The organism is Pseudoalteromonas sp. PS1M3 (assembly GCF_016865405.1).
GTDB classification, from domain to species: domain Bacteria; phylum Pseudomonadota; class Gammaproteobacteria; order Enterobacterales; family Alteromonadaceae; genus Pseudoalteromonas; species Pseudoalteromonas marina.
Window position 1 is genome coordinate 1,821,872 of record NZ_AP022624.1, and the last position, 22,872, is coordinate 1,844,743.

Below are 22,872 nucleotides of genomic sequence, written 5' to 3' on the forward strand. Positions count from 1 at the left end.
AAACCAGCCAATTGGCTGGTTTTTTTGTGGCTAAAACTTAGCGTATAAAAAAGCCGCAGCACCCATCAGGCACCACGGCTTTCAACCAGAATAAGGTTTAATAAATGGTTATAGTGCGTTTTCTAATTGCGGTAACACATCAAATAAATCGGCAACGAGTCCATAGTCTGCAACCTGAAAAATAGGTGCATCGGGGTCTTTGTTAATTGCAACAATCACTTTTGAGTCTTTCATCCCCGCTAAGTGTTGAATGGCACCGCTAATACCCACTGCGATGTATAAGTTAGGCGCTACAATTTTACCTGTTTGCCCTACTTGCATATCATTAGGTACAAAGCCTGCGTCTACCGCAGCGCGCGATGCACCAATAGCAGCACCTAATTTATCGGCTATACCGTTTAAAAGAGCGAAATTTTCGCCATTTTGCATACCACGACCACCAGATATAACCACCTCAGCAGCGGTAAGCTCTGGGCGCTCTGACTCAGTTTGCTCAACGCTTACAAACGTACTTAACTGTGAGTCCGATATTGTATCTAAAGTATTAATGCTTACAGCGGCTTGCTCGCTTTGCAAATCAAAACTACTTGCGCGTACGGTAATCACCTTTTTAGCATCAAGTGATTTTACAGTCGCAATAGCGTTACCGGCATAAATTGGGCGTTTAAACGTATCAGCATCTATTACATCAATAATTTCAGATATTTGTGCTACATCTAAAAGGGCCGCAACACGTGGCATAAAATTTTTGCCTGTGGTAGTTGCACTTGCCACAATATGACTGTAGTTGTCAGTTAACGACATAACTAAATCGGTCATGCTTTCTGCTAGTTGGTGTGCATAAGCTGCATTATCTGCAACAAGCACACTCGCAACGCCTTCTATACTTGAAATAGTCTCGCTCATATTGGCGATGTTTTCACCGGCCACTAATACATCAACAGGAAAACCCATTTGAATAGCCGCATTAATTGTTTTTGAGGTTTCTGGTTTTAAGGCACCGTTGTCGTGCTCTGCAATTACAAGTGTTTTCATTTAAATCACCTTTGCCTCTGTTTTTAATTTTTCTACAAGTTGTGCAACGTCTTCTACAATAATACCACCACTACGTTTAGCCGGTTCTTCTACGCTAACAAGCTGAATACGAGGTGTTAAATCTACACCTAAAGAGTCTGCAGCTATTACATCAAGCGGCTTGCGTTTTGCTTTCATTATATTGGGTAGTGATGCATAACGTGGTTCGTTCAAACGTAAATCTGTAGTGATAATGGCTGGCAATGAAAGTGCGACCGTTTGCAAACCGCCGTCTACTTCGCGTGTAATGTTTACTTTTCCATCAGCGACGACCACTTTAGACGCAAACGTACCTTGCCCACGATTAGTTAATGCTGCAAGCATTTGACCCGTTTGGTTATTGTCTGAATCAATCGACTGCTTTCCTAAAATAACAAGTTCTGGCGCTTCTTGCTCTACAATTTTTGCGAGTAATTTTGCAATGTGTAATGACTCTAATTTTTCATCGGTTTCGATGTGGATTGCTTTATCTGCACCCAGTGCAAGCGCTGTGCGTAGTTGTTCTTGCGATGTTTTAGCGCCAATAGTAACAGCTACAACTTCAGTGGCTGTACCAGCTTCTTTTAAGCGAATAGCTTCTTCAATTGCAATTTCACAAAATGGGTTCATCGCCATTTTAACGTTCGTTAAATCTACATCGCTGTTGTCACTTTTGACACGCGCTTTTACGTTGTAATCTATAACGCGTTTTATTGGTACAAGAACTTTCATAGGAACTCCATAATTATTTAAACCTACAACCTAACGTGTACGTCAACCTATTTATTTTATGAAATCAGACTACTTCCTGTTGACGTAAACGTCAACCTAAAATAACCTTTAACTATTCACAGCCTGTAACGAAAAATTGGCATTGTAATAAATAGGCTGAATACCTTGTTCAAATACTTAGGCAGTATTGAGTGAGTCCGTCATAAATAAAGAGGTTATTATGGTCGAACGTGAAACCATGGAATTTGATGTAGTTGTTGTAGGCGCTGGACCTGCGGGACTTGCTAGTGCAATAAAACTCGCACAACTTGCACAAGAAAAACAACAAGAGTGCATGATTTGTGTTGTAGAAAAAGGCTCAGAAGTTGGCGCGCATGTTCTATCGGGCGCTGTATTTGAAACAAAAGCGTTAGATGAATTACTACCAAATTGGCAAGAGCAAGGTGCGCCAGTAACTACGAAAGTTACAAATGATGAAATTTATTGGTTTAATAACGAAGAAAAAGCAACATCAATCCCCCACTTTGCTACGCCTAAAACATTTCATAATAATGGTAACTACATTGTTTCAATGGGTAACGTATGCCGCTGGCTAGCAGAGCAAGCTGAAAGTTTAGGCGTAGAAATATTTCCAGGCTTTAGCGCACATTCACTTATTATTGAAGACGACGCAGTAAAAGGTATTGTTACGGGTGACATGGGCGTTGATAAAGAGGGTAATGAAAAAGATGGCTACATGCCAGGCATGGAGCTAAGAGCTAAATATACTATTTTTGCTGAGGGCTGCCGAGGCCATTTAGGCAAACAACTTATAAACCAGTTTGCACTTGATGCTGACTCATCGCCTCAACATTATGGCTTAGGCTTTAAAGAAATATGGCAAGTAGATGAGTCTAAGCATCAACAAGGTAAAGTAGTTCATGGCACAGGTTGGCCGTTAAGTGGTGATACGAGCGGTGGTGCATTTATGTATCATAGCGAAAATAATCAGGTCGTTGTTGGCTTAATTGTTGATTTAAATTACACAAACCCGCATTTAAGCCCGTTTGATGAATTCCAGCGAATGAAACATCATCCTGTTTTTAAACACGTACTTGAAGGCGGTGAGCGTATTGCTTATGGCGCGCGTGCTATTGCAAAAGGTGGATTACACTCTTTACCTAAAATGCATTTTCCTGGCGGATTATTAGTAGGCTGTGATGCAGGCACATTAAATTTTGCAAAAATTAAGGGAAATCACACAGCAATGAAATCGGGCATGATAGCCGCTGAAGTCATTTTTGAAGCATTAGAAAATGAACAAGCTAATACTGATTTAGTAAATTACCACCCGCAGTTTGAACAATCTTGGGCTTATAAAGAGCTTTATCATTCTCGTAATTTTGGTCCGGTGATGCATAAGCTAGGTAAATTTTTAGGGGGTGCATATAACACGCTCGATCAAAATGTATTCAACGGTGCTTTACCATTTACCTTTAAAGATGATGTACCAGATTACTCTACGCTGGTTGATGCTAACATTGCTGAAAAAATAGCTTACCCTAAGCCTGATGGTTCACTGAGTTTTGATAAACTTTCAAGTGTGTTTTTATCAAACACTAACCATGAAGAGTCTCAACCTTGTCACCTAAAACTTAAAAACGCAGCAATACCAATAAAAGTTAATCTTGTGAAATTTGATGAACCTGCGCAGCGCTATTGCCCAGCAGGTGTTTATGAGGTGCAAGAAATAGAAGGTAACAACGAGTTTGTAATTAATGCACAAAACTGTGTTCACTGTAAAACCTGTGACATTAAAGATCCGAGCCAAAACATCACGTGGGTTACCCCAGAGGGCGCTGGCGGCCCTAATTACCCCAATATGTAATATCTTTTACATATAAATTATAAACATATCCTAAATTGCAGGGGCTTCGCCCCCTTTTTTGCGCTATGCTGATTGTATAATTAATAAAAAGAGTAAAGCTTATGCCGTCGTCAAATGTTGTTTTTCGTTTTTTAGCAGAACCTACCGACGTTAATTTTGGTGGGAAGGTGCATGGTGGTGTGGTTATGAAGTGGATTGACCAAGCTGGCTATGCCTGTGCTGCAGGCTGGAGTGGTCATTATTGTGTAACCGTATCGGTGGCAGGTGTTAAATTTAGACGCCCTATTCTGGTTGGTCAAATAGTAGAAGTGGAAGCTAAAATTGCACATACCGGTAAAACAAGTATGCAAATATTTATACAAGTTCGGTGTGGCGACCCTAAAACACAGAACATGGTTGAAACAAATCACTGTGTAATAAGCTTTGTTGCCATGGATGAAACGGGTTACCCCGTTGCAGTGCCAGAGTTTAAAGCAGTCTCCAATGAAGATATAAAATTAGAAAACTACGCAATTAAAATGAAAGAAATTGCGATTGAAACCGAAAACTTACTTCATCAAGTGTAATTACGCATTAGCTAATTTTTGTACTGTAAAAATCACCTAATGCTTTGTAAAAAATACAATTTATTTAAAATCGCTAAATCTTAGCAGTTAGCGATTTGTTTAATAAAAAACCTAAACAACCCAAATAACTAATCCAAAAATACTAGTTTAGCTGTTTTAGTAATCAATTTAATCATTGGCATGTTCACTGCAAATAAGTAATTGAAGTTTGAAAAATCAAACCATTTTATTTTTTAAAGGAGCTATTTAATGATTAAATCACTTTCACTTTCAGCACTAGCGCTAGCAACACTTGGTTTTAACTCTGCGGCGCAGGCAGATATTTCCGATTTTGATTCTCCAAGTATTTATACCGGTATAGGTTACGGACAGTACTCTTTTGAGTTTGAAGACAGTGAAAACGATACTGATTTTGATGATGACGCACAAATGCTCAAAGGGTATGTTGGTACGCAATTTAATGAATATTTAAGTGTAGAGCTGGCTTATCAAAACTTTGATGAAGTTAGCGATATTGACAGCAAAGCTGAAATTGACGGTGTGTCATTGGCCACGCGTTTAGGTATCCCATTAACTGAGAGCTTTTCGGTTTATGCCAAAGGTGGTTGGTTAGAATGGGATGCAGATATAAAACAAGAACTCCCTGTTGGAAGCGTTTCTACTTCACAAGACGGCGGTGATGCATTTTATGGTGCTGGTTTAGAGTTTGCTTTTTCTAGCAATGTGCAAATGCGTTTAGAGTACGAGCGTTACAAACTAGACGATGATATTGATCCTGATATGGATGTAGCATCAGTGTCACTGCAATACATGTTTTAAACTATAAACAGGTTGTTTAACAAAGGTAAGCTTAGGCTTACCTTTTTCTACTTTATATAAACCACTCAGTCTAAAAGCTATTTTAAACCACTTAGTCTAATAAAATAAATTGCTCTGCTGTGATGCGATGGCCTGCAAATAAAGGTAGAATGCCCGCCTATTCTATTTGTACTTGAGTAACATGAGCGACTACAGCATTTCGGCCGTTGGCCACATACAATCTCCCTATAAACAAAAGTTTGCCATACCAAGACAACCTCGTTTAGTACCTGAAGCCAAAGCAAAACTTATTTTTTCGCCTGATTTTAACCGCGAAGAATTTGTACGCGGTATTGATGAATTTACCCACATTTGGTTATTGTTTCGCTTTCATGAAACCGCAGATAAAGGCTACTCGCCCATGGTACGCCCTCCTCGCTTAGGCGGTAATGAACGCAAAGGTGTATTTGCTACTCGTGCTACTTTTAGACCAAATGCCATTGGTATGAGTGCAGTGAAGCTTGAGGGTATAGAATATAAAAATGGCCAACTCAGTTTATTACTTGCCGGAATCGACCTGCTTGATGGCACGCCCATCATTGACATAAAACCCTACTTGCCTTATTCAGATGCCATGCTTGACGCAAGTGCTGGCTTTGCAGATACACGCCCAGAAACACAAATGAGTGTAGAGTTTACCCCAGAGGTGACTTTATTCATTGAGCAACAAACTCAATACCCTGATTTATTAAACTTTATTAGTAATGTTTTAAAACAAGATCCACGTCCTGCTTACAAAAAACAAAAAAACGGCGAGCAGAGCTATGGAATGACATTGTATGATTACAATATACGCTGGCAAGTTAATGGCGAGCACAACCTAGTAACAAGTATAGAAAAAAGCTAAATAACTCACTTAGCGCTTTTGTGTAAAAGCAACCGCTGGTAAACTTAAGCTCTATTAAAAGAACATATTACTCTATTTCGGAAAAATAATGCGTACCAGCCAATATATACTCGCAACACTTAAAGAAACGCCTTCAGATGCTGAAATTGTATCGCATCAGTTAATGCTTAGAGCCGGTATGATCCGTCGCGTCGCTTCGGGTTTATACACTTGGTTACCCTCTGGTTTACGCGTTTTGCGTAAAGTTGAAAACATTGTTCGTGAAGAAATGGACAAAGCAGGCGCAATAGAAATGCTGATGCCTGTGATACAGCCTGCTGATTTATGGGAAGAGTCAGGCCGTTGGAGCGAGTTTGGTCCAGAGCTAATGCGCTTTACAGACCGTCATAATCGTGAATTTGCACTTGGTCCAACACATGAAGAAGTAATCACCGATTTTGTTCGCAAAGAAGTGAATAGCTATAAACAGTTACCACTTACTTTATATCAAGTACAAACTAAAGTACGTGACGAACGACGCCCTCGTTTTGGTGTTATGCGCGCCCGTGAATTCACCATGAAAGACGCTTATTCATTTCATTTGAGTGAAGAATGTTTAAATAATACGTATCAAGCAATGCACAAAGCATACTGTAATATTTTCGAACGTTTAGGCCTAGATTACCGCCCAGTAATTGCCGATACAGGCTCTATTGGTGGTAGCGTGTCTCATGAATTCCATGTTTTAGCCGAATCAGGTGAAGACGCTATCGCATTTAGCGATGGTAGTGATTACGCCGCTAATATTGAAAAAGCCGAAGCCCTTGCCCCAACAGAGCCTCGTGCTGATGCTACAAAAGAATTAAAAGCGTTCCCGACTCCAGATGCTAAAACAATTGAAGAGCTTAAAAAGCATTACGGTGTTAAACCACACCGTAGTGTTAAAACGTTAATCGTTTATGGTGCCCCAGATGAAAACGAACAACGTGGTTTAGTTGCCCTTGTTATTCGTGGCGATCACGAATTAAACGAATTGAAAGCGGAAAAGCACCCTCTCGTTGACTCACCGCTTGAAATGGCAAAAGAAGCAGACATCATTGCTGCAATCGGCGCAAAACCTGGCTCACTAGGTCCTGTAGGATTAACAATGCCAATTATTGTTGACCGCACAGCCAACGTAATGGCTGACTTTGTAGCCGGTGCTAATAAAGACGACGAACACTTTAGCGGCATAAACTGGGACCGTGATGTAACTAACTACGACGTTGCTGATATTCGTAACATTGTAGAAGGCGATCCTAGCCCTTGCGGCCAAGGCACTTTACAAATTAAACGTGGTGTTGAAGTAGGACATATATTCCAACTTGGCACAAAATACTCAGAAGCCATGAAAGCAGGCGTATTAAACGAAGATGGCAAAAACCAAGTAATGACCATGGGTTGTTACGGTGTGGGTGTATCGCGTATTGTGGCTGCTGCTATTGAGCAAAACAACGATAAATACGGTATTATTTGGCCACAATCTATTGCGCCGTTCGACCTTGCTATTGTTCCAATGAACATGCACAAGTCGCATCGCATTCCTGATATTGCAAACAGCCTTTACCAAGGTTTAAAAGATGCAGGTGTGGATGTGTTATTTGACGATAGAAAAGAGCGCCCAGGTGTCATGTTTAATGATATGGAGCTTGTAGGTGTGCCTTTCACACTTGTAATTGGCGAACGTAACCTAGACGAAAATAAAGTAGAGCTTAAAAATCGTCGCACAGGTGAAAAGCTAATGATTGACATAGATACCGCTATTGAAAGCATTAAAGCAGCTATGCAAGCCTAAACACTTATTCGTTATTCAATAACGTGAATGCAAAAACCGCTTTTTTAAGCGGTTTTTTTATGCCTAAATTTTGTGTCATATAGCTTTACTAAAAATGTCGTATCACTGTCATTTTCTCTCTCTAAAGTAATTTATAGCTAACAAAACTAACGAGGGACAATATGAAAAGTGCTGAACAAAAGGCTAAATACCCTGCTATATGGATATCAGATGTTCACCTAGGCTATAAAGATTGCAGAGCTGATTATTTACTCGATTTTCTAAGCGCTGTTGAGACTGACGTTTTATATTTAGTTGGCGACATTATTGATTTATGGTCAATGAAGCGCCAATTATATTGGCACCCCTCTCACTATCAAATACTTAATTGCATTCAACAAAAAGCGGCCAACGGAACACGCGTAATTTATATACCAGGAAACCATGACGAAACCTTTAGAAACTATATAAATCAAACCCTATTTGGTATAGAGGTCCACCAGCAGTATATTCATGTAACTCAAGCTAATAAACGCTTTTTGCTCGTTCACGGCGATGACTTTGATAGCGCAACTCGTTATAACAAAATTATTAGCATTGCTGGCGATGCAGGCTACGATTTGCTTTTATTTTTAAATCGTTGGAGCAATAAAATAAGAAAGTTGTTTGGGGGTAATTACTGGTCGTTAGCGTCGTGGATAAAAGCACGAGTTCATAAGGCACGCGAAGCAATAAATGCATTTGAAGACGCAGCTATCCATGAGGCAAAAAAACAAAAAGTAGATGGGATTATTTGTGGGCATATACACCACCCTAAAATAAAAGTGTGCGACGGCATAGTGTATTGTAACGACGGCGATTGGATAGAAAACTGCACCGCCTTAGTGGAACAAGCCGATGGAAAAATAGAACTCCTTCACTGGTCAGATACACACACAGTTTTAGACAGCGCCGACATATCTAACATTTCATCACCACTAATGAGTAATGACGATGCGAAACCTAAAAAGTCGGCAGCCTAATTGCTGACTTTAAACCAAGTCATAAATTTTAATCCTTGTTGACGGTCTTAAACAAAAAAGCATCACTTAAGTGATGCTTTTTTAAGATGAGTAGCACACTATCTAAATAGTACATCTTCTCGGTTAAACCATTTAACGCAAAATGCGAGTAACGCACCTGCAATAAGAGCGGTTGCTAAAAATATGAGCCCTACAAACGTGTAATCTACAGTGCCTTTAATTATGTCTTTAATGGCTAATGCAACGTTGGTTACCGGAATAAACGCGGTTTTAGCAGTCAATTCCATATTTGGCATTATTGAAATAATAATAGGGAAAAACACCCCCATACTTAAAGGAGCCATGTAGTTTTGTGCTTCTTTAAACGTACGCGCATAAATAGATATAGCTAACGCTAAAGAAGAAAATATGGCAGCCAATGGCAGTAATAATACAAAAATCATCAGCAAATCGGTAACCGCCAAAGTACTAAATGCCGTTTTTATAAAGTCTAAGTCTGCGAACGCCAGTGCAACAGCAACCCAACACCCCATACTCACAACCGTAATAGTGGTTGATGCAATAGAGGTGGTCAGTAATGTTATAAATTTACCTAATACCAGCTCTGTGCGTGTTATGGGTGTAAGTAAGAGTGTTTCTAGTGTGCCGCGCTCTTTTTCACCGGCCCCTAAGTCAATTGCAGGATATGTAGCGCCCATTAACACCAATGGAATAAGTAAATATGGTAAAAAGCCACCTATTTTTTCACCTAAGTTTTCACGTTTATCAGCCGTATCTACTTTAACAACTTCAATAGGGGTAAGGATAGCTTTGTGCGTAGACTCTTCTATCCCAAAGCTTTTTAATTTTTTGGCTTGCAATACGTCGCTGTATTCTTGAGCTAGTTCTTTGACCCGATCAAATAAAAAATTTATTGATTTTGCGTCGTTAAATACCACTTCCCATTTGCTTTGTTCACCACTGTTGAGTGTATCTTCTGCGTTACTTGGCAAATAAATACCCATATCTATATCGCCGGCAGTAACACCTGCTTTGAGCTCTTCTATCGTATTAAAGGTTTTACTGCCCTTATAAAGTTCAAAGCTTTTGTGGTAAAACACTTTGTTGGTAAATTCTGGTGCGTATTCACCATTAATAATTACGTAAGTATTAACTTTTTGGTCAGCTTCAAGTGCCGCTTGCGAACTAATAAAAGCCATAACGGCAAAAATTATTGGGAAAATAAGTACTGGCAGCGCCACAACAAACATAAGCGTTTTTTTGTCGCGAAGGAGCTCTTTTAATTCCTTTTTATATACTTCAAACATTATACTTCTCCGTTAATATGTTCATAAACGCTTGGTTTAACTCTTCACTGTTTCCGGCTAGTTTAAACTCTTCAACTGTGCCATCAAAGCAGCTTATGCCTTCGTTAATTACCGCTACACGGTCACATAACAATGCGACTTCATCTAAATGATGGGTAGAAAAAATAACCGGTGTGCCTTGTGCTTTTAAACCTTTGATAAATTCGATCACTGTTTGTGTGGTCATGATATCAAGGCCTGTTGTAGGCTCATCGAGCACAACTACTTTTGGGCGATGTACAACTGCACGGGCTATATTTGCTTTTTGCTTCATACCAGTTGATAAATTTTCAGCGCGTTTATCTATAAATTTATGCATATCGAGTAATGTAAAAAGCTCATCACAACGTGATGCTATATCGCTTTTTTTCATCCCGTGAAGTTTTGCAAAGTACTCTATGTTTTCTTTAACGGTCAGACGACCATACAAGCCAGTAGAGCCTGATAAAAACCCAATAGACTTTCGCCCTAAAAGAGGTTTTTTAACAATATCGTTGCCATCAATTGTAATAGAGCCTTCATCAGGCTTTAAGGCTGTTGAGATCATTCTTAAGGTGGTTGTTTTACCTGCGCCATTTGGGCCTAACAACCCTAATACTTCGCCTTCAGCGCAGCGAAAACTGACATCTCGTACTGAATGAAAGTAGTCTTTATCTTCACGCGGGTCGATATCGTCTACTTTATTTTTTTTATGGTCTTTCGTCAGCTTAAAACGTTTTTTAAGCCCGGCAACTTCTATCATGCGCATGTCCTTCGTTTGGGTCTAAAGTAATCCGTATTATTGTAAAATGTGTCGTTTTTATTATCTTCATGCCAGCCAGGCACACCTAATAATGGTAAAGGCGAAAGGTGTGAGTTATCGGCTAAGCAATGTTCTATTTTAATCTTCTCATAAAGTACTTGATCAAGGTACTGGTATTGCATTGCTAAATCTTTACAAAATATTTCGTCGGGCACATTTATAAATAATGCTTTTCCTGTGAGCCCTATATAAGGGCGAGTCAACATTTCGTAATTGGCATGACCAAACATAAAAGCCTGAATTGACTCTCCCCACTCCTGGCGGTGCTCTACAAATGCTTTGTGCCATTGATGATCGCGCAGCCAGGTTTGCCATTTACTGTCACTAATGGCCAGTACAACACCACATTCATCAAATAGTGTGAGTGCGTTTCTGTGTTTGGTGCGCTTAGTTAAACCATATTCGGCAATATCCTGAACATGCCGATGATTTATAAGTGATTTTGTTTTAGGAAATAAGCACCAAATAAAACCACCGAATAGATCGTGCCAATTTTCTGTCCGTGTGGGTACTTCACCCGTTTCAAAAATTACTTGTTCGTAATAGCGCTCAGCAAAGTCTATTTGTGCATCGTCAACAAACTGTATCGGTAAATTATTCTCGTTCGTTGCATTTAAATAAGGAGTAAACCATTTTGGTGAAGGCCATTGAGTTTGCTCATTAAGTTTAAACAAGCTGTTTAGGTGATTAAATGCACCCGTTTTTAGGCAATTGGGTTGCCATTGTTCAGGAGGAGTAAAACGCTTCATTATTATAAATTTCTAACTTGTATAGGCCTTTAATTTTGTAACAGTTTACCGCAAAAGCTAGCCCTACTTAATAGAAGTTAATATACTTATTTAATCTTAAAACAATAATCGAGTTAATATGAAACGCAATTTATCTCTCACACTTCTTGCCAGCGCTGTTTTAGCTGGCTGTGCAGCAACAAGCATTACTCCTTCAGATGTAACTAATGGCTATAACAGTATTAAAGCCGATGAGTTAGCAAAACACATAAAAGTATTGGCATCTGACGAATTTGGTGGCCGAGCGCCTTCGTCACCTGGCGAAAAGCTAACATTAGATTATTTAACAACCCAATTTAAAGCATTGGGTTTTGAGCCTGGCAATGGTGATAGCTTTTTACAAGAAGTCCCCCTTGTATCACTAGAAGCTGATTCAAACATGGTTTTATCAATTGGTGGCAAAGATTACCAATACAAAAAAGACATGGTTATGGGCAGTAGCCGCATTAGTGAAAAAGAAGGCATTGAAAACTCTGAGCTCGTATTTGTAGGCTACGGCGTTAATGCACCAGAGTATAACTGGAACGACTACGAAGGAATTGATGTTAAAGGTAAAACCGTGGTCATGCTTGTGAACGATCCTGGTTTTGCAACTAAAGATCCTGCTTTATTTACTGGCGACGCAATGACTTATTACGGTCGTTGGACCTACAAATATGAAGAGGCAAGTCGCCAAGGTGCTGCAGGCGCTATTATTATTCACGAAACAGCACCCGCTTCATATCCTTGGTCGGTTGTTGAAAATTCGTGGAGTGGCGAGCAATTTGGTTTTCAAAAAGAAAACAACAATATGGACCGTGTTGCTGTAGAAGGCTGGGTTACTAGTGATGTGGCTAAAGAGCTTTTCAGTAAAGCTGGTTTAGATTTCGATACCGTCAAAGAAAATGCCGCAAAAGGTGCTTATCATGTCGATATGGGTGATTTAACCGCCTCTGTTAATGTGAGTAATACAATTAAAACGTCAGTGTCTTACAACTTTATTGCGACATTACCGGGCAGCGAATCGCCTGACGAACATGTAGTATATTCAGCGCATTGGGATCACTTAGGCACAGATACAAGCCGCAAAGGTGACCAAATTTATAACGGTGCTCACGATAACGCAACGGGTACTGCAGGCTTAATAGAAGTTGCAGAAGCATTTACTAAATTGCCAAAGCACCCTAGCCGCTCAATGACATTTTTAGCAGTAACCGCTGAAGAGCAAGGGTTACTTGGCTCTAAGTATTACGCCGCAAACCCTGTTATTGCAGCTAACAAGACGGTTGCTAATATCAATATGGATAGCTTAAATTTATTAGGCAAAGTAAAAGATATGAGTGTGGTAGGCATTGGTAAATCTCAAATGGATGAGTTTTTAGCTAATGCAGCAAAAGATCAAGGTAGAACTTTATCAGGCGATCCTAAACCATCGTCGGGTGGTTATTACCGTTCTGATCATTTTGCGTTTGCCAATATGGGCATACCTGCAATGTACGCTGGTGGTGGTACTCAAGCAGCGGATGAAGAAACAGCCAATTATCGCAAGCGAATGAGCCTAGTATTACGCGGTTGTTACCACCAGCCTTGTGACCGTTACCGCGATGAGTGGGATTTATCGGGCGCTGTTCAAGACTTACAATTATTTTATAAAGTAGGTTTTGATATTTCTGAGCAAGAGCAATGGCCTACTTGGAATTCAAATTCAGAATTTCAACGTAAATAGCCTAGAATTTAATATCGAAAATCTCAATGTGAGTAATCGATTTAAACACAATTAAATGATATTGATTATCATTTACTAAAATTATACAGTGTTACTCTGTTTATTAAATTGGTAACACTGTATGAACTCAATTACACAAATAGGACTAGTTACGCCCGCTTCAAAACGCTTTGTTAGCCAAAATAAACGTTTATTACTCCCTCTTTTTTTGTTGGTGTGTTTTGCTGCGCCATCACTTCGTGATATTGCAATTACCGCACTAAGCGACGCTTTTTTTCAAGTCAGTGTATTTGTTGCTGCTACGTTACTGATTTATTACTACGCTATTGAGCGTTTACCTCAGTTGGAGCTTAGTTATCTAAGTGCCAAGTCACCGGCATTAGAGGTCTTTTTTGCGGCTTTACTAGGTGCCTTACCAGGCTGCGGGGGCGCTATAATAGTGGTTACACAATTTACCAAAGGCCAAGCAAGCTTTGGGGCTATTGTTGCCGTACTAACAGCAACAATGGGCGATGCTGCATTTTTACTTTTAGCTACACGCCCTACTGAGGGCGCTGTAATAATGGCTATAGGATTAGTTGTTGGAACTATATGTGGTGCTTTTGTAAATACAGTTCATAAACACGACTTTTTACGCCCTTCATTAAAAGAACAAACCCGCCAAGTTAAAATATTGCCTACCCGCATTATTAGAGTCAGTAAGCCTATTTGGATGTTGGCGATTTTTCCAAGTTTAATCATCGCGTTTTTAATCGCATTTAACGTGGAGTTTAACCAATTTGGAAGGCACACAAGCACTGGAATACATTTATTTGGTGCGGGCATGGCTCTATTTATCGTAACGGTATGGGCTTACTCGTCTAAGGGCGAAACATATAAACAAATTACCAGTGAAGAGGATGAATGCAATCCACCCTCTAAAGTAATTAAAGTGCTCCAATACACACACTTTGTGACTGCATGGGTAGTGGCGTCGTTTATGTTATTTGAAATACTCGTGAATGTAGCCGGACTTGATTTAAAAACATGGTTTGCCCACTACGCTTATTTAGCACCGCTGATTGCTGTGATCATTGGTTTTTTACCCGGTTGTGGACCGCAAATAATAGTCACCACACTTTATATACAGGGGATTATTCCATTTAGCGCTTTAACAGCCAATGCAATTTCAAACGACGGAGATGCGTTATTCCCTGCAATTGCGTTAGCCCCTAAAGCCGCAATAATAGCCACTTTATATACCGCACTTCCTGCACTCGGAGTTGGCTATGGCTTGTATTTTATTTCGTATTGAATTTTAGGCATAAAAAAGCTCAGCGAACACTGAGCTTTTTTAGGTTAAAACTTTACTTTATACAGCAGCAGGTTCTGCTGCTAACTCTTTTGGATTAGGACCAAAATCGTTTTCGCCCTCGTGTGAATCTTGTGCAAGGAATACAATTAAAACAATCCAACCAATAATTGGCACTAACCAAAGAAGCTGCCACCAGCCTGAGCGGCCTGTGTCGTGTAAACGACGTGCACCAGCACTTAAACCAGGTATCAATAGCGCTAAACTATAAATAGAACCAATAAACATAGTACCTAATGCGCCATCAATAACATTACAGATAATTGAGAAGATGGTATTAAATAATACAAACATCCAATAAGCTTTGCGGCGGTTACGACCTGAAAAATCTGCGTAGCTACGCAGTGCGTTCATATAATGTTCCATAAAATTTCCTTAGTGTTATTTTTTATATTCCCTAACGGGCTCTTTAAATTACTTTTTAGTAACATCTGTATCTTAATTAAAAACGCCTAGCTTTAAAACAAAAAACCAGCAAATTGCTGGTTTTTTATAAGTTTAATTTTTAGCTCATGGCCATCATCATTGCCGATGGATTTTCTAAGTACGATTTCCATAAGTTATTAAAGCGAGCAATTGTTCCGCCATCAATAACACGGTGATCACCAGACCAACTAACTTGCATAATGGCCTTACTCACAACATGGCCGTTTTCATCAAAGCGTGGTAAATGCTGCAATTTACCTAGCGCTACAATAGCAACTTCAGGTTTATTAATAATTGGTGTGGCAATTGTGCCGCCAATTGCACCTATGTTTGAAATGCTAATAGTACCGCCTTTTAAGTCTTCAGGTGGTACTCGCCCTTCGCGAGCGGACTCAGTAAGGCGTGTAAGTTCATTAGCCACATCAACAATATTTTTACTTTGGCACGACTTAATATTTGGTACCAATAAGCCAATTTTAGAATCGACTGCTATACCAATATTATGATCGTTAAAATAAGTAAGCTCAGAGCAATCTTCATTTACTTTAGAATTAAGAACCGGGAATTCTTTCATCGCAAGCGACAGTGCTTTAACAAAGAAAGGCATCATAGTGAGCTTAACGCCTTGTGCTTTGTATTGTTCTTTCATTGAAGCTCTTAGGGTAATAAGGTCTGTTAAATCTATTTCATCACAAAATGTAAAGTGTGGAATGGTTGAAACAGAGGCAACCATTTGTTTTGCCATCGCCGCTTTTATGCCTTTAATTGGCTCTACACGCACGCCAGAGCTCTGCGTTTTACTTTGTGTGTTGACTGCACTGCTATTAAGCGGTGATGTATCAATACTGTTAGGTACTTCACCTTTAATAAACTCTTCTATATCTTGCTTATAGATACGTCCATTTTTACCACTACCTGGCACTTGTGTTAAATCAACATCAAGCTCGCGTGCTTTTCGTCTAACAGCCGGTGATGCAACGGCTTTTGTGTTAACCACTTTTGCTGTTTGATTAACTTTTACTGGTGCTGCCTGCTCTGCTGCATTTGTTTGCGCTTTTACTACAGCTTGGTTTACATCTATGTTTTGTTTAGGTGCACTTCCAGCAATAGTCATTTGAAACAGTGGGCTATGTACTTTAGCTATTTCGCCTTTCTGGTAATACAGCTTTTGCACGGTACCGGTGTACTTTGCCGGTATTTGCACTAAGGCTTTATCAGTCATTACATCACAAACAGCTTGATCTTCTTCAATTTCATCGCCTTCGGCTACTAACCAGTCGACTATTTCGCATTCAACAATCCCTTCGCCAATATCTGGTAAAATAAAATCTTCTAATTGTTCACCTGTATTGTTGTTTTGGGGTGCACTGTTATGCTCTTGCGTTTCAACGTCAGCCGCTTCGCCTGCTACATCCATTGCAAACAAGGGTGCATGCACTTTAGCTATTTCGCCTTTTTGATGATAGAGCTTTGTAATTACTCCATCGTGCACAGCAGGTATTTGTACTAGGGCTTTGTCGGTCATCACGTCACAGATGGGTTGATCTTCACAAACGCTATCACCTTCTTTTACTAGCCATTCAACCACTTCACACTCAACAATGCCTTCACCAATATCGGGTAATATAAAATCTTTAGCCATGGGAACCCCTAAAAATCCATTGATTGTTTAATTGCAGCTAATACTTTGAGCGCATCAGGCACATACTCTTTCTCAAGCGCCAGTGGGTAAGGTGTATCTAAACCACACACACGTAAAATAGGTGACTCTAAATGGAGGAAACACGCTTGTTGAATTGAGGCAGCAATTTCTGCACCAAATCCATTTGTAATAGGTGCTTCATGGCTTATCACTAAACGGCCAGTTTTAGTGACTGATTTAGCAATTGTGTCTATATCCCACGGCAAAATACTACGTAAATCTATTACCTCACAATGTATCCCTTGCTCACTTGCTTGTTTTGCAGCATCTTCAATAATTTCCATTTGAGCGCCCCAAGCAAGCACTGTAATGTCATTACCTTCTTGTACGACTTCAGCTTTACCTAACTCTATTGAATAATCTTCTTCAGGTACTTCACCCGTCGATGCGCGGTACAAACGTTTGGGCTCAAAAAATATAACCGGATTGTCATCTTTAATACTTGCACGCAGTAAGCCTTTAGCTTGATATGGATTACGTGGCACCACTATTTTTAAACCTGGCGTATGTGCAAAGTAAGCTTCTGGTGATTGCGAATGATATAAACCACCAGCAATACCACCACCATATGGTGTACGTACAGTTAAGTTACCTACATTAAACTCATTACCACTACGGTATCTGAATTTTGCTGATTCATTTACTATTTGGTCAAAGGCCGGGAATATATAATCTGCAAATTGAATTTCAGCTAACGCGGGTGCACCAAATGCTGCTAAACCATTTGCAAAACCTAAAATACCTTGCTCAGTTAAAGGCGTATTAAATACACGGTGTTTTCCGTATTTTTCTTGTAAACCTGAGGTCGCTCTAAATACACCGCCAAAATACCCAACATCTTCGCCAAATATACACGCTTGCGGGTGTTCATTCATGGTTATATCAAGAGCAGAATTAATTGCATGTAGCATGTTCATTTTAGCCATTACTTAATTCTCCCTGCAGTAACTGGGTAAGCATCTGGGTGCTTTTGTATATGTTCTTTTAGTTCATTGTATTGACGAACAAGTGAAGGGATTGGCGTATCATAAACATCTGATACTAGCTCTTCTAAAGCAGGCTTTTGCACTACTTCTGCACGCTTTAATGCCGCTAATATATCTTCACGTATAGACTCTTTTGCTTTTAAATCGTCTTCTTCGTTGAGCCATTGCTGTTTTACTAGCCACTTTTTAAATTTTTCTATTGGGCATGTTTTGTAATTAGCCTCTTCGTCTTTTGAACGGTAACCACTTGGGTCATCAGACGTAGAGTGAGCGCCTAAGCGGTAAGCTATTGATTCAATTAAAACAGGTTCGCCTTGTGTTGAGGCAATTTCACGTGCTTTTTGCGTTGCCGCAAACACAGCAAGTGCGTCTGTGCCATCGACCCTAATTGTTTTAATGCCATAACCCACACCACGTGAAGCAATACCATCTCCTTTAAATTGCTCATCTGCCGGGGTCGAAATCGCATAGCCGTTGTTACGTGCAAAAAATATCACGGGTGCTTTATGCACTGCAGCCATGTTTAATCCTGCATGAAAGTCACCTTCAGATGCAGCGCCTTCGCCAAAGTAACAAATAGTAACGTTATCAATAATGCTTGCAAGCTCGCCTGTTTTCGCATCTATATGCTTTACTTTTTGTCCATATGCATACCCTGTAGCTTGTGGTATTTGTGTGCCAAGAGGAGAAGAAATAGTCATATAGTTTAATTCGTTCGAACCATAATGAATTGGCATTTGACGACCTTTGCCTAAATCTAATTCATTTGAAAACATTTGGTTCATAAATTGGTCTAGCGTAAAACCACGGTAATGCAGTGCAGCTTGCTCACGGTATTGCGCCATTATCATGTCTTCTTGGTCAAGCGCAGCAGCGGATGCCGTAACGGCAGCTTCTTCACCTAAACATTGCATGTAAAAGCTTACTCGGCCTTGGCGCTGAGCACCTTGCATACGTTCATCTAATAAACGTATAAAACGCATAGTCTCATAAAGTTTAATTGCGGTATGTTTTGAAATAGCGGGTGCTGTCGCACTTGGGTGAATGTCGCCATCCTCAGTTAAAATACTAAGGGTTGGAATATTAAGCGCATTGCCGTCAATAAATTCTAGCGCATGGTTAATATTCAGCGATACGTTATTTGGATTACTCATAACCTACCTTCTGTTGTTGTCAGTAACATAGTGCCCCTTTTACATTATTATTATGGGTGATCATTGCTGAATAAACTTTGCAATATCTGCACTATATTTAATTAAAGCTGCCAACACTTTACGTTAACGTAAAGTGTTATTCAACAAATCTGTGACGAAACAAAAGTAAATATTGGTTAAATAAATGGCAAGTTAACAATACAGCTACTTAAATTATTAGTAATCAGTTAGTTAACTTGCAGGACAAAGAGGTCTAATGAGTTGAATTATACAAAGTTACTGTCTATAGCCATTGGAACAACGGTGAGTAATGCACGTTGCCCTAAGGCTACTTTTGCATTTGGGAATATGATTGATTCTCCTTCAACGTCCGCATAATAAGGAGTATTACCATCGGTTGCGAGCAGTTCTCCTTTTGCAAAGCCAGTAAAGTTCTCTGCATCATCAGAAAATGGAAAACTAAAATCCTCTTGAGTACGATTAATTGTACGGTGAACAGCGAACAGCTCAAAGTCGCTTGCATTAAATTGTGGGTACTCAACTTCTTTTTGACTAATTAATGCAGTTAACGTTTGTTTTGTTTTTTCAAAACGTGTCATATCGTTTTGGCCAAATGGTTTTACTTGCCCAAGCTCAACTGTAAACGAATCTGCACCATGAACAAAGGATGAGTAATAACTAAACGTTGTCGCTGGCGACTTCATCATTAATACAGTATTTACTCCACAACTTAGTAAAAATTGTAGCTGTGATTTTTTCCATGGTTTACCGTGCAAAAATGGATACACAGCAAATTTTTCATTTTTTGAACCTCGAATAGCCGTGTGCAAATCGTAATGACTGCGCTCACTGCCCTTTTCCCCTCTGGCAAAAAAGTCAGTTACGTAGCGTTCAAGTTTTGCCGCTCGAACGCGCTCGTCATTCATTTCAACACCATCAACCGTGTGGTGTCCATTAAATAAACGATTAAGATTTTCTTCTACAAAGCGCAAACCAATATTAATTGATTTAGGGTTTCCGTATATAAAAAGGACTCGCTGATTAAGCTCAAGGTTTTGGGAAATAATTTGCTTTATTAGCTCATCACAAATTTCAATAGGCGCCGTTTCGTTACCGTGTACAGCACTTGATAACACAATATCTTTTGAGGTAGTAACCGCTGGCTGAAACTCAATAACCCCAGTATCGTGTACATTAACTTGGGTTCCATTGTTGAGCGTAAACTGGCTCGGTGCTAGGTGCCATTCATTATCTCGGCTAATGGTTAGAAAATCACCGGTTGATTGCAATAAATTTAAATAATCGGGTGTGGCTGACATAATAAAAGCCCTTTATAGTGTGAGAGATACAAAAAAACGGCTGAATAATTCAGCCGTTTTTAAATAGTTTAAGCAGGTTTAGCTAATAACTGAATCAACTAATTGTTTAGCTTCTTTTTCTAAAAGAGCTAAATGTGCTTCCCCTTTAAATGATTCTAGGTATATTTTATAAATATCTTCAGTACCTGATGGGCGAGCAGCAAACCAGCCATTTTCTGTAACAACTTTTAAGCCGCCAATCGCTGCATTGTTACCAGGAGCATGAGTTAATTTTTGTAAAATAGGCTCTCCAGCTAACGTTTCGGCTTTTACATCGTCAGCACTTAAAGCTTTTAAACGCGATTTTTGTGCACTACTTGCTGGCGCATCTAGACGCTTATAAAGTGGCGATCCAAATTCTTGTTCTAGCTCTTTATAAAGCGCTGATGGTGTTTTGCCCGTTACTGCTAGTATTTCAGCTGCAAGTAAACCCATAATAAAGCCGTCTTTGTCAGTACACCATACGCTGCCATCAAAGCGTAAAAACGCAGCGCCTGCACTTTCTTCGCCACCAAAAGCAAGATTACCTTTGTTTAGCCCTTCAACAAACCATTTAAAGCCTACCGGAACTTCTTTTACCTTTCGCTTATTGCGCGCTACAACACGATCAATCATCGAACTCGAAACAAGCGTTTTACCAATCTCTACGTTAGTATTCCACTCGCGATGGTTTAATAGGTAATCAATAGCAACAGCTAAAAAATGATTCGGATTCATCAGGCCATCGGGTGTAACAATGCCATGACGGTCGTAATCAGGGTCGTTACCAATCGCTATATCAAAATCGTCTTTTAATTTAATTAAATTAGCCATCGAGTAAGGCGATGAACAATCCATACGTATCTTGCCATCTTTATCAAGTGGCATAAATGCAAAACGCGGATCAACGCTGTCGTTCACTACGGTTAGATCTAAATTATATTTTTGCGTAATGACTGGCCAAAAATTTATACCTGAACCACCTAATGGATCAATGCCTATTTTAACGCCCGCATCACTAATGGCTTTTAAGTTAACGATATTCTCTAAATCGTTAATATACGGAGTCATTAAATCTTCGTAGCGGATAAACCCTGAGCGAGAAGCTTTAGCGAACGGGAAAAGCTCAACCTCGACTAAATCTTCAAGTAATAACTTGTTAGCCCTGTCTTCAATCCAGTTAGTTACGTCTGTATCAGCAGGCCCGCCGTTAGGTGGGTTATATTTAAAGCCGCCATCTTCAGGAGGGTTATGTGAAGGCGTAACAACAATGCCATCTGCAAGCTCATTAGGATTGCGTTTATTGTGACAAACAATTGCATGGCTAATAACAGGAGTTGGAGTAAAGTCGCCATCTTGCTGAGTAATTACTTGCACTTCGTTAGCGACAAGCACTTCAATTGCAGAGTTAAAGGCAGCTTCACTAAGCGCATGGGTATCTTTACCTAAAAATAATGGTCCAAAAATATCGTTTTGTTTACGGTAATCACAAATGGCTTGTGTAATTGCTAAAATATGGGATTCATTAAATTTTACATCATAAGAGCAGCCGCGGTGTCCAGATGTACCAAAGGCAACGCCATGCTCTGGGTTTTGCTCTAAGTCTGGCTCATTTAAATAATAAGCCGAAACTAATTTAGGAACATTAACAAGTGCTGATTGTGGAGCAGTTTTGCCTGCGCCTGAGTGAATAGCCATTATATTTCCTTACAGGTAATCGCGAATTTTTTCAGCTTGCTCTGCACTGTAACCTAGGCAAAGAGCTACTTCATGAAGCATCATTTTTTTACGTGTTGTATTAGAGTTAGTCATTACCCAATATTCACTGTCGGTGATATTTTTAGGGTTCATGCTACTTCCACTATTTACTAAATCTTCTTTGCTCGTTGCGAAATAAACACGGTCACGGCCTTTAATATCCAACACAGCAGAAAAATCAGATTTATGAGTGCGATAAAAAGCACTTAAAATAAATAAGAAGCGACCCACCACGCCTTTTTGCATTGCTAGTTCTTCTTTATTTAATACATTAAAAACGTTAGCATTTTTTTGCTTCACTGGTGTGACAGTTTTTGGAACTTCAGCTTCTGCTACAGCGTGCTTTAATTCTGGCGCAGTAGATGGCGCAGATGTAGTTGTTGTTTGTTGATTTTGTGTTATTTCTACGTCAGCGGTTAATTGTTTTTCGCCGCTCATGTTTAATAAACGACGCAAAATTGTGGATGCACTTTCACCAATACTTTGCGTGTTGCTGGCAATGTATTGATATAACTCGTCGTCTATGTCGATTTGTTTCATGGTCTTCCTGTCATTACGGGTCACATTTTTTTCTCACGCCTGATTATACCCAATCCAATAATAAATGCGAGTTACAACAAGCACTCGCAGGCATTTCGAAAATCTATAACTAGTTAGGTAAATTTTTAATCAATCAATTTCTCTAATTTTCGAATATCATTTAATAAAATGGTTAATTAGACACTATTTTTTGCTTTTTTAATTATTGCTCGGCAAACTAAGGCGAAATTTTTAGGAGCA

20 protein-coding genes are annotated in these 22,872 nt (G+C 39.6%); 8 read left to right on the top strand and 12 right to left on the bottom strand.

The features are described 5' to 3' along the window. Nucleotides 1–108: 108 nt before the first annotated feature. Nucleotides 109–1,035: an electron transfer flavoprotein subunit alpha/FixB family protein gene (locus PS1M3_RS08370; protein ID WP_008131178.1), complete on the bottom strand. Its 927-nt coding sequence runs from the start codon at nucleotides 1,033–1,035 to the stop codon at nucleotides 109–111. Further along, nucleotides 1,036–1,785, bottom strand: coding sequence for an electron transfer flavoprotein subunit beta/FixA family protein (locus PS1M3_RS08375; RefSeq protein WP_008131180.1), 750 nt, complete (start codon nucleotides 1,783–1,785; stop codon nucleotides 1,036–1,038). It lies immediately after the preceding gene. A 220-nt stretch (nucleotides 1,786–2,005) separates the two neighbouring features. Here PS1M3_RS08375 and PS1M3_RS08380 point away from each other — a divergent pair, with 220 nt between their 5' ends. The 6 genes from PS1M3_RS08380 (at nucleotide 2,006) to PS1M3_RS08405 (ending at nucleotide 8,737) form a co-directional block, all read left to right on the top strand. Then, nucleotides 2,006–3,652, top strand: a complete 1,647-nt coding sequence (locus tag PS1M3_RS08380; protein WP_008131182.1) for an electron transfer flavoprotein-ubiquinone oxidoreductase — start codon at nucleotides 2,006–2,008, stop codon at nucleotides 3,650–3,652. A gap of 101 nt (nucleotides 3,653–3,753) precedes the next feature. Next, nucleotides 3,754–4,218: an acyl-CoA thioesterase gene (locus PS1M3_RS08385; protein WP_006793023.1), complete on the top strand. Its 465-nt coding sequence runs from the start codon at nucleotides 3,754–3,756 to the stop codon at nucleotides 4,216–4,218. A gap of 249 nt (nucleotides 4,219–4,467) precedes the next feature. Beyond that, nucleotides 4,468–5,037 (top strand): outer membrane beta-barrel protein, encoded by a 570-nt coding sequence (locus PS1M3_RS08390; protein WP_203983540.1) that lies wholly within the window; start codon nucleotides 4,468–4,470, stop codon nucleotides 5,035–5,037. Between the two features lie 181 nt (nucleotides 5,038–5,218). Beyond that, complete coding sequence (gene tsaA, locus PS1M3_RS08395; protein ID WP_203983549.1) at nucleotides 5,219–5,923, top strand: tRNA (N6-threonylcarbamoyladenosine(37)-N6)-methyltransferase TrmO; 705 nt, start codon at nucleotides 5,219–5,221, stop codon at nucleotides 5,921–5,923. Between the two features lie 88 nt (nucleotides 5,924–6,011). Further along, a complete protein-coding gene (locus tag PS1M3_RS08400; RefSeq protein WP_008131190.1) occupies nucleotides 6,012–7,736 on the top strand; it encodes a proline--tRNA ligase in 1,725 nt (574 codons plus the stop codon). Nucleotides 7,737–7,897: 161 nt separating this feature from the next. Continuing rightward, nucleotides 7,898–8,737, top strand: a complete 840-nt coding sequence (locus PS1M3_RS08405; protein ID WP_203983551.1) for a UDP-2,3-diacylglucosamine diphosphatase — start codon at nucleotides 7,898–7,900, stop codon at nucleotides 8,735–8,737. 98 nt (nucleotides 8,738–8,835) lie between these two features. On the opposite strand, the gene PS1M3_RS08410 is transcribed toward PS1M3_RS08405, so the two are convergent. From PS1M3_RS08410 to PS1M3_RS08420, 3 genes are read right to left on the bottom strand one after another with little or no spacing between them, the layout of a single operon-like run. Then, entirely contained in the window at nucleotides 8,836–10,044 is a 1,209-nt protein-coding gene (locus PS1M3_RS08410) for an ABC transporter permease (protein ID WP_203983553.1), read from the bottom strand. Beyond that, the gene (locus tag PS1M3_RS08415; protein WP_203983562.1) at nucleotides 10,037–10,825 is read right to left on the bottom strand and encodes an ABC transporter ATP-binding protein; all 789 of its coding nucleotides are present in this window, start codon (nucleotides 10,823–10,825) and stop codon (nucleotides 10,037–10,039) included. Before PS1M3_RS08415 ends, PS1M3_RS08410 begins: the two co-directional genes overlap by 8 nt. After that, entirely contained in the window at nucleotides 10,822–11,634 is an 813-nt protein-coding gene (locus PS1M3_RS08420) for a DUF3025 domain-containing protein (RefSeq protein ID WP_203983564.1), read from the bottom strand. The genes PS1M3_RS08415 and PS1M3_RS08420 overlap by 4 nt, the downstream gene beginning before the upstream one ends. A gap of 118 nt (nucleotides 11,635–11,752) precedes the next feature. On the opposite strand from PS1M3_RS08420, the gene PS1M3_RS08425 reads away from it, so the two are divergent. Both PS1M3_RS08425 and PS1M3_RS08430 read left to right on the top strand, forming a co-directional pair. Then, complete coding sequence (locus PS1M3_RS08425) at nucleotides 11,753–13,378, top strand: M28 family metallopeptidase (RefSeq protein WP_203983566.1); 1,626 nt, start codon at nucleotides 11,753–11,755, stop codon at nucleotides 13,376–13,378. A 121-nt stretch (nucleotides 13,379–13,499) separates the two neighbouring features. Beyond that, a complete protein-coding gene (locus tag PS1M3_RS08430) occupies nucleotides 13,500–14,672 on the top strand; it encodes a putative manganese transporter (protein WP_203983573.1) in 1,173 nt (390 codons plus the stop codon). A gap of 57 nt (nucleotides 14,673–14,729) precedes the next feature. Here the strand turns inward: PS1M3_RS08430 and PS1M3_RS08435 are convergent, their stop codons facing one another. The 7 genes from PS1M3_RS08435 to seqA form a co-directional block, all read right to left on the bottom strand. Beyond that, nucleotides 14,730–15,095, bottom strand: a complete 366-nt coding sequence (locus PS1M3_RS08435) for a DUF805 domain-containing protein (RefSeq protein WP_203983575.1) — start codon at nucleotides 15,093–15,095, stop codon at nucleotides 14,730–14,732. 139 nt (nucleotides 15,096–15,234) lie between these two features. Then, a complete protein-coding gene (locus PS1M3_RS08440) occupies nucleotides 15,235–16,797 on the bottom strand; it encodes a dihydrolipoyllysine-residue acetyltransferase (RefSeq protein ID WP_203983577.1) in 1,563 nt (520 codons plus the stop codon). Nucleotides 16,798–16,805: 8 nt separating this feature from the next. Further along, nucleotides 16,806–17,783, bottom strand: a complete 978-nt coding sequence (locus tag PS1M3_RS08445; RefSeq protein ID WP_203983579.1) for an alpha-ketoacid dehydrogenase subunit beta — start codon at nucleotides 17,781–17,783, stop codon at nucleotides 16,806–16,808. Continuing rightward, nucleotides 17,783–18,997, bottom strand: coding sequence for a thiamine pyrophosphate-dependent dehydrogenase E1 component subunit alpha (locus PS1M3_RS08450; protein ID WP_203983581.1), 1,215 nt, complete (start codon nucleotides 18,995–18,997; stop codon nucleotides 17,783–17,785). The genes PS1M3_RS08445 and PS1M3_RS08450 overlap by 1 nt, the downstream gene beginning before the upstream one ends. A 266-nt stretch (nucleotides 18,998–19,263) precedes the next feature. After that, nucleotides 19,264–20,316, bottom strand: a complete 1,053-nt coding sequence (astE, locus tag PS1M3_RS08455; RefSeq protein ID WP_203983583.1) for a succinylglutamate desuccinylase — start codon at nucleotides 20,314–20,316, stop codon at nucleotides 19,264–19,266. 78 nt (nucleotides 20,317–20,394) lie between these two features. Then, nucleotides 20,395–22,032, bottom strand: a complete 1,638-nt coding sequence (gene pgm, locus PS1M3_RS08460; protein ID WP_138740983.1) for a phosphoglucomutase (alpha-D-glucose-1,6-bisphosphate-dependent) — start codon at nucleotides 22,030–22,032, stop codon at nucleotides 20,395–20,397. A gap of 9 nt (nucleotides 22,033–22,041) precedes the next feature. Then, nucleotides 22,042–22,632: a replication initiation negative regulator SeqA gene (gene seqA, locus PS1M3_RS08465; RefSeq protein WP_006793039.1), complete on the bottom strand. Its 591-nt coding sequence runs from the start codon at nucleotides 22,630–22,632 to the stop codon at nucleotides 22,042–22,044. Nucleotides 22,633–22,872: the final 240 nt, after the last annotated feature.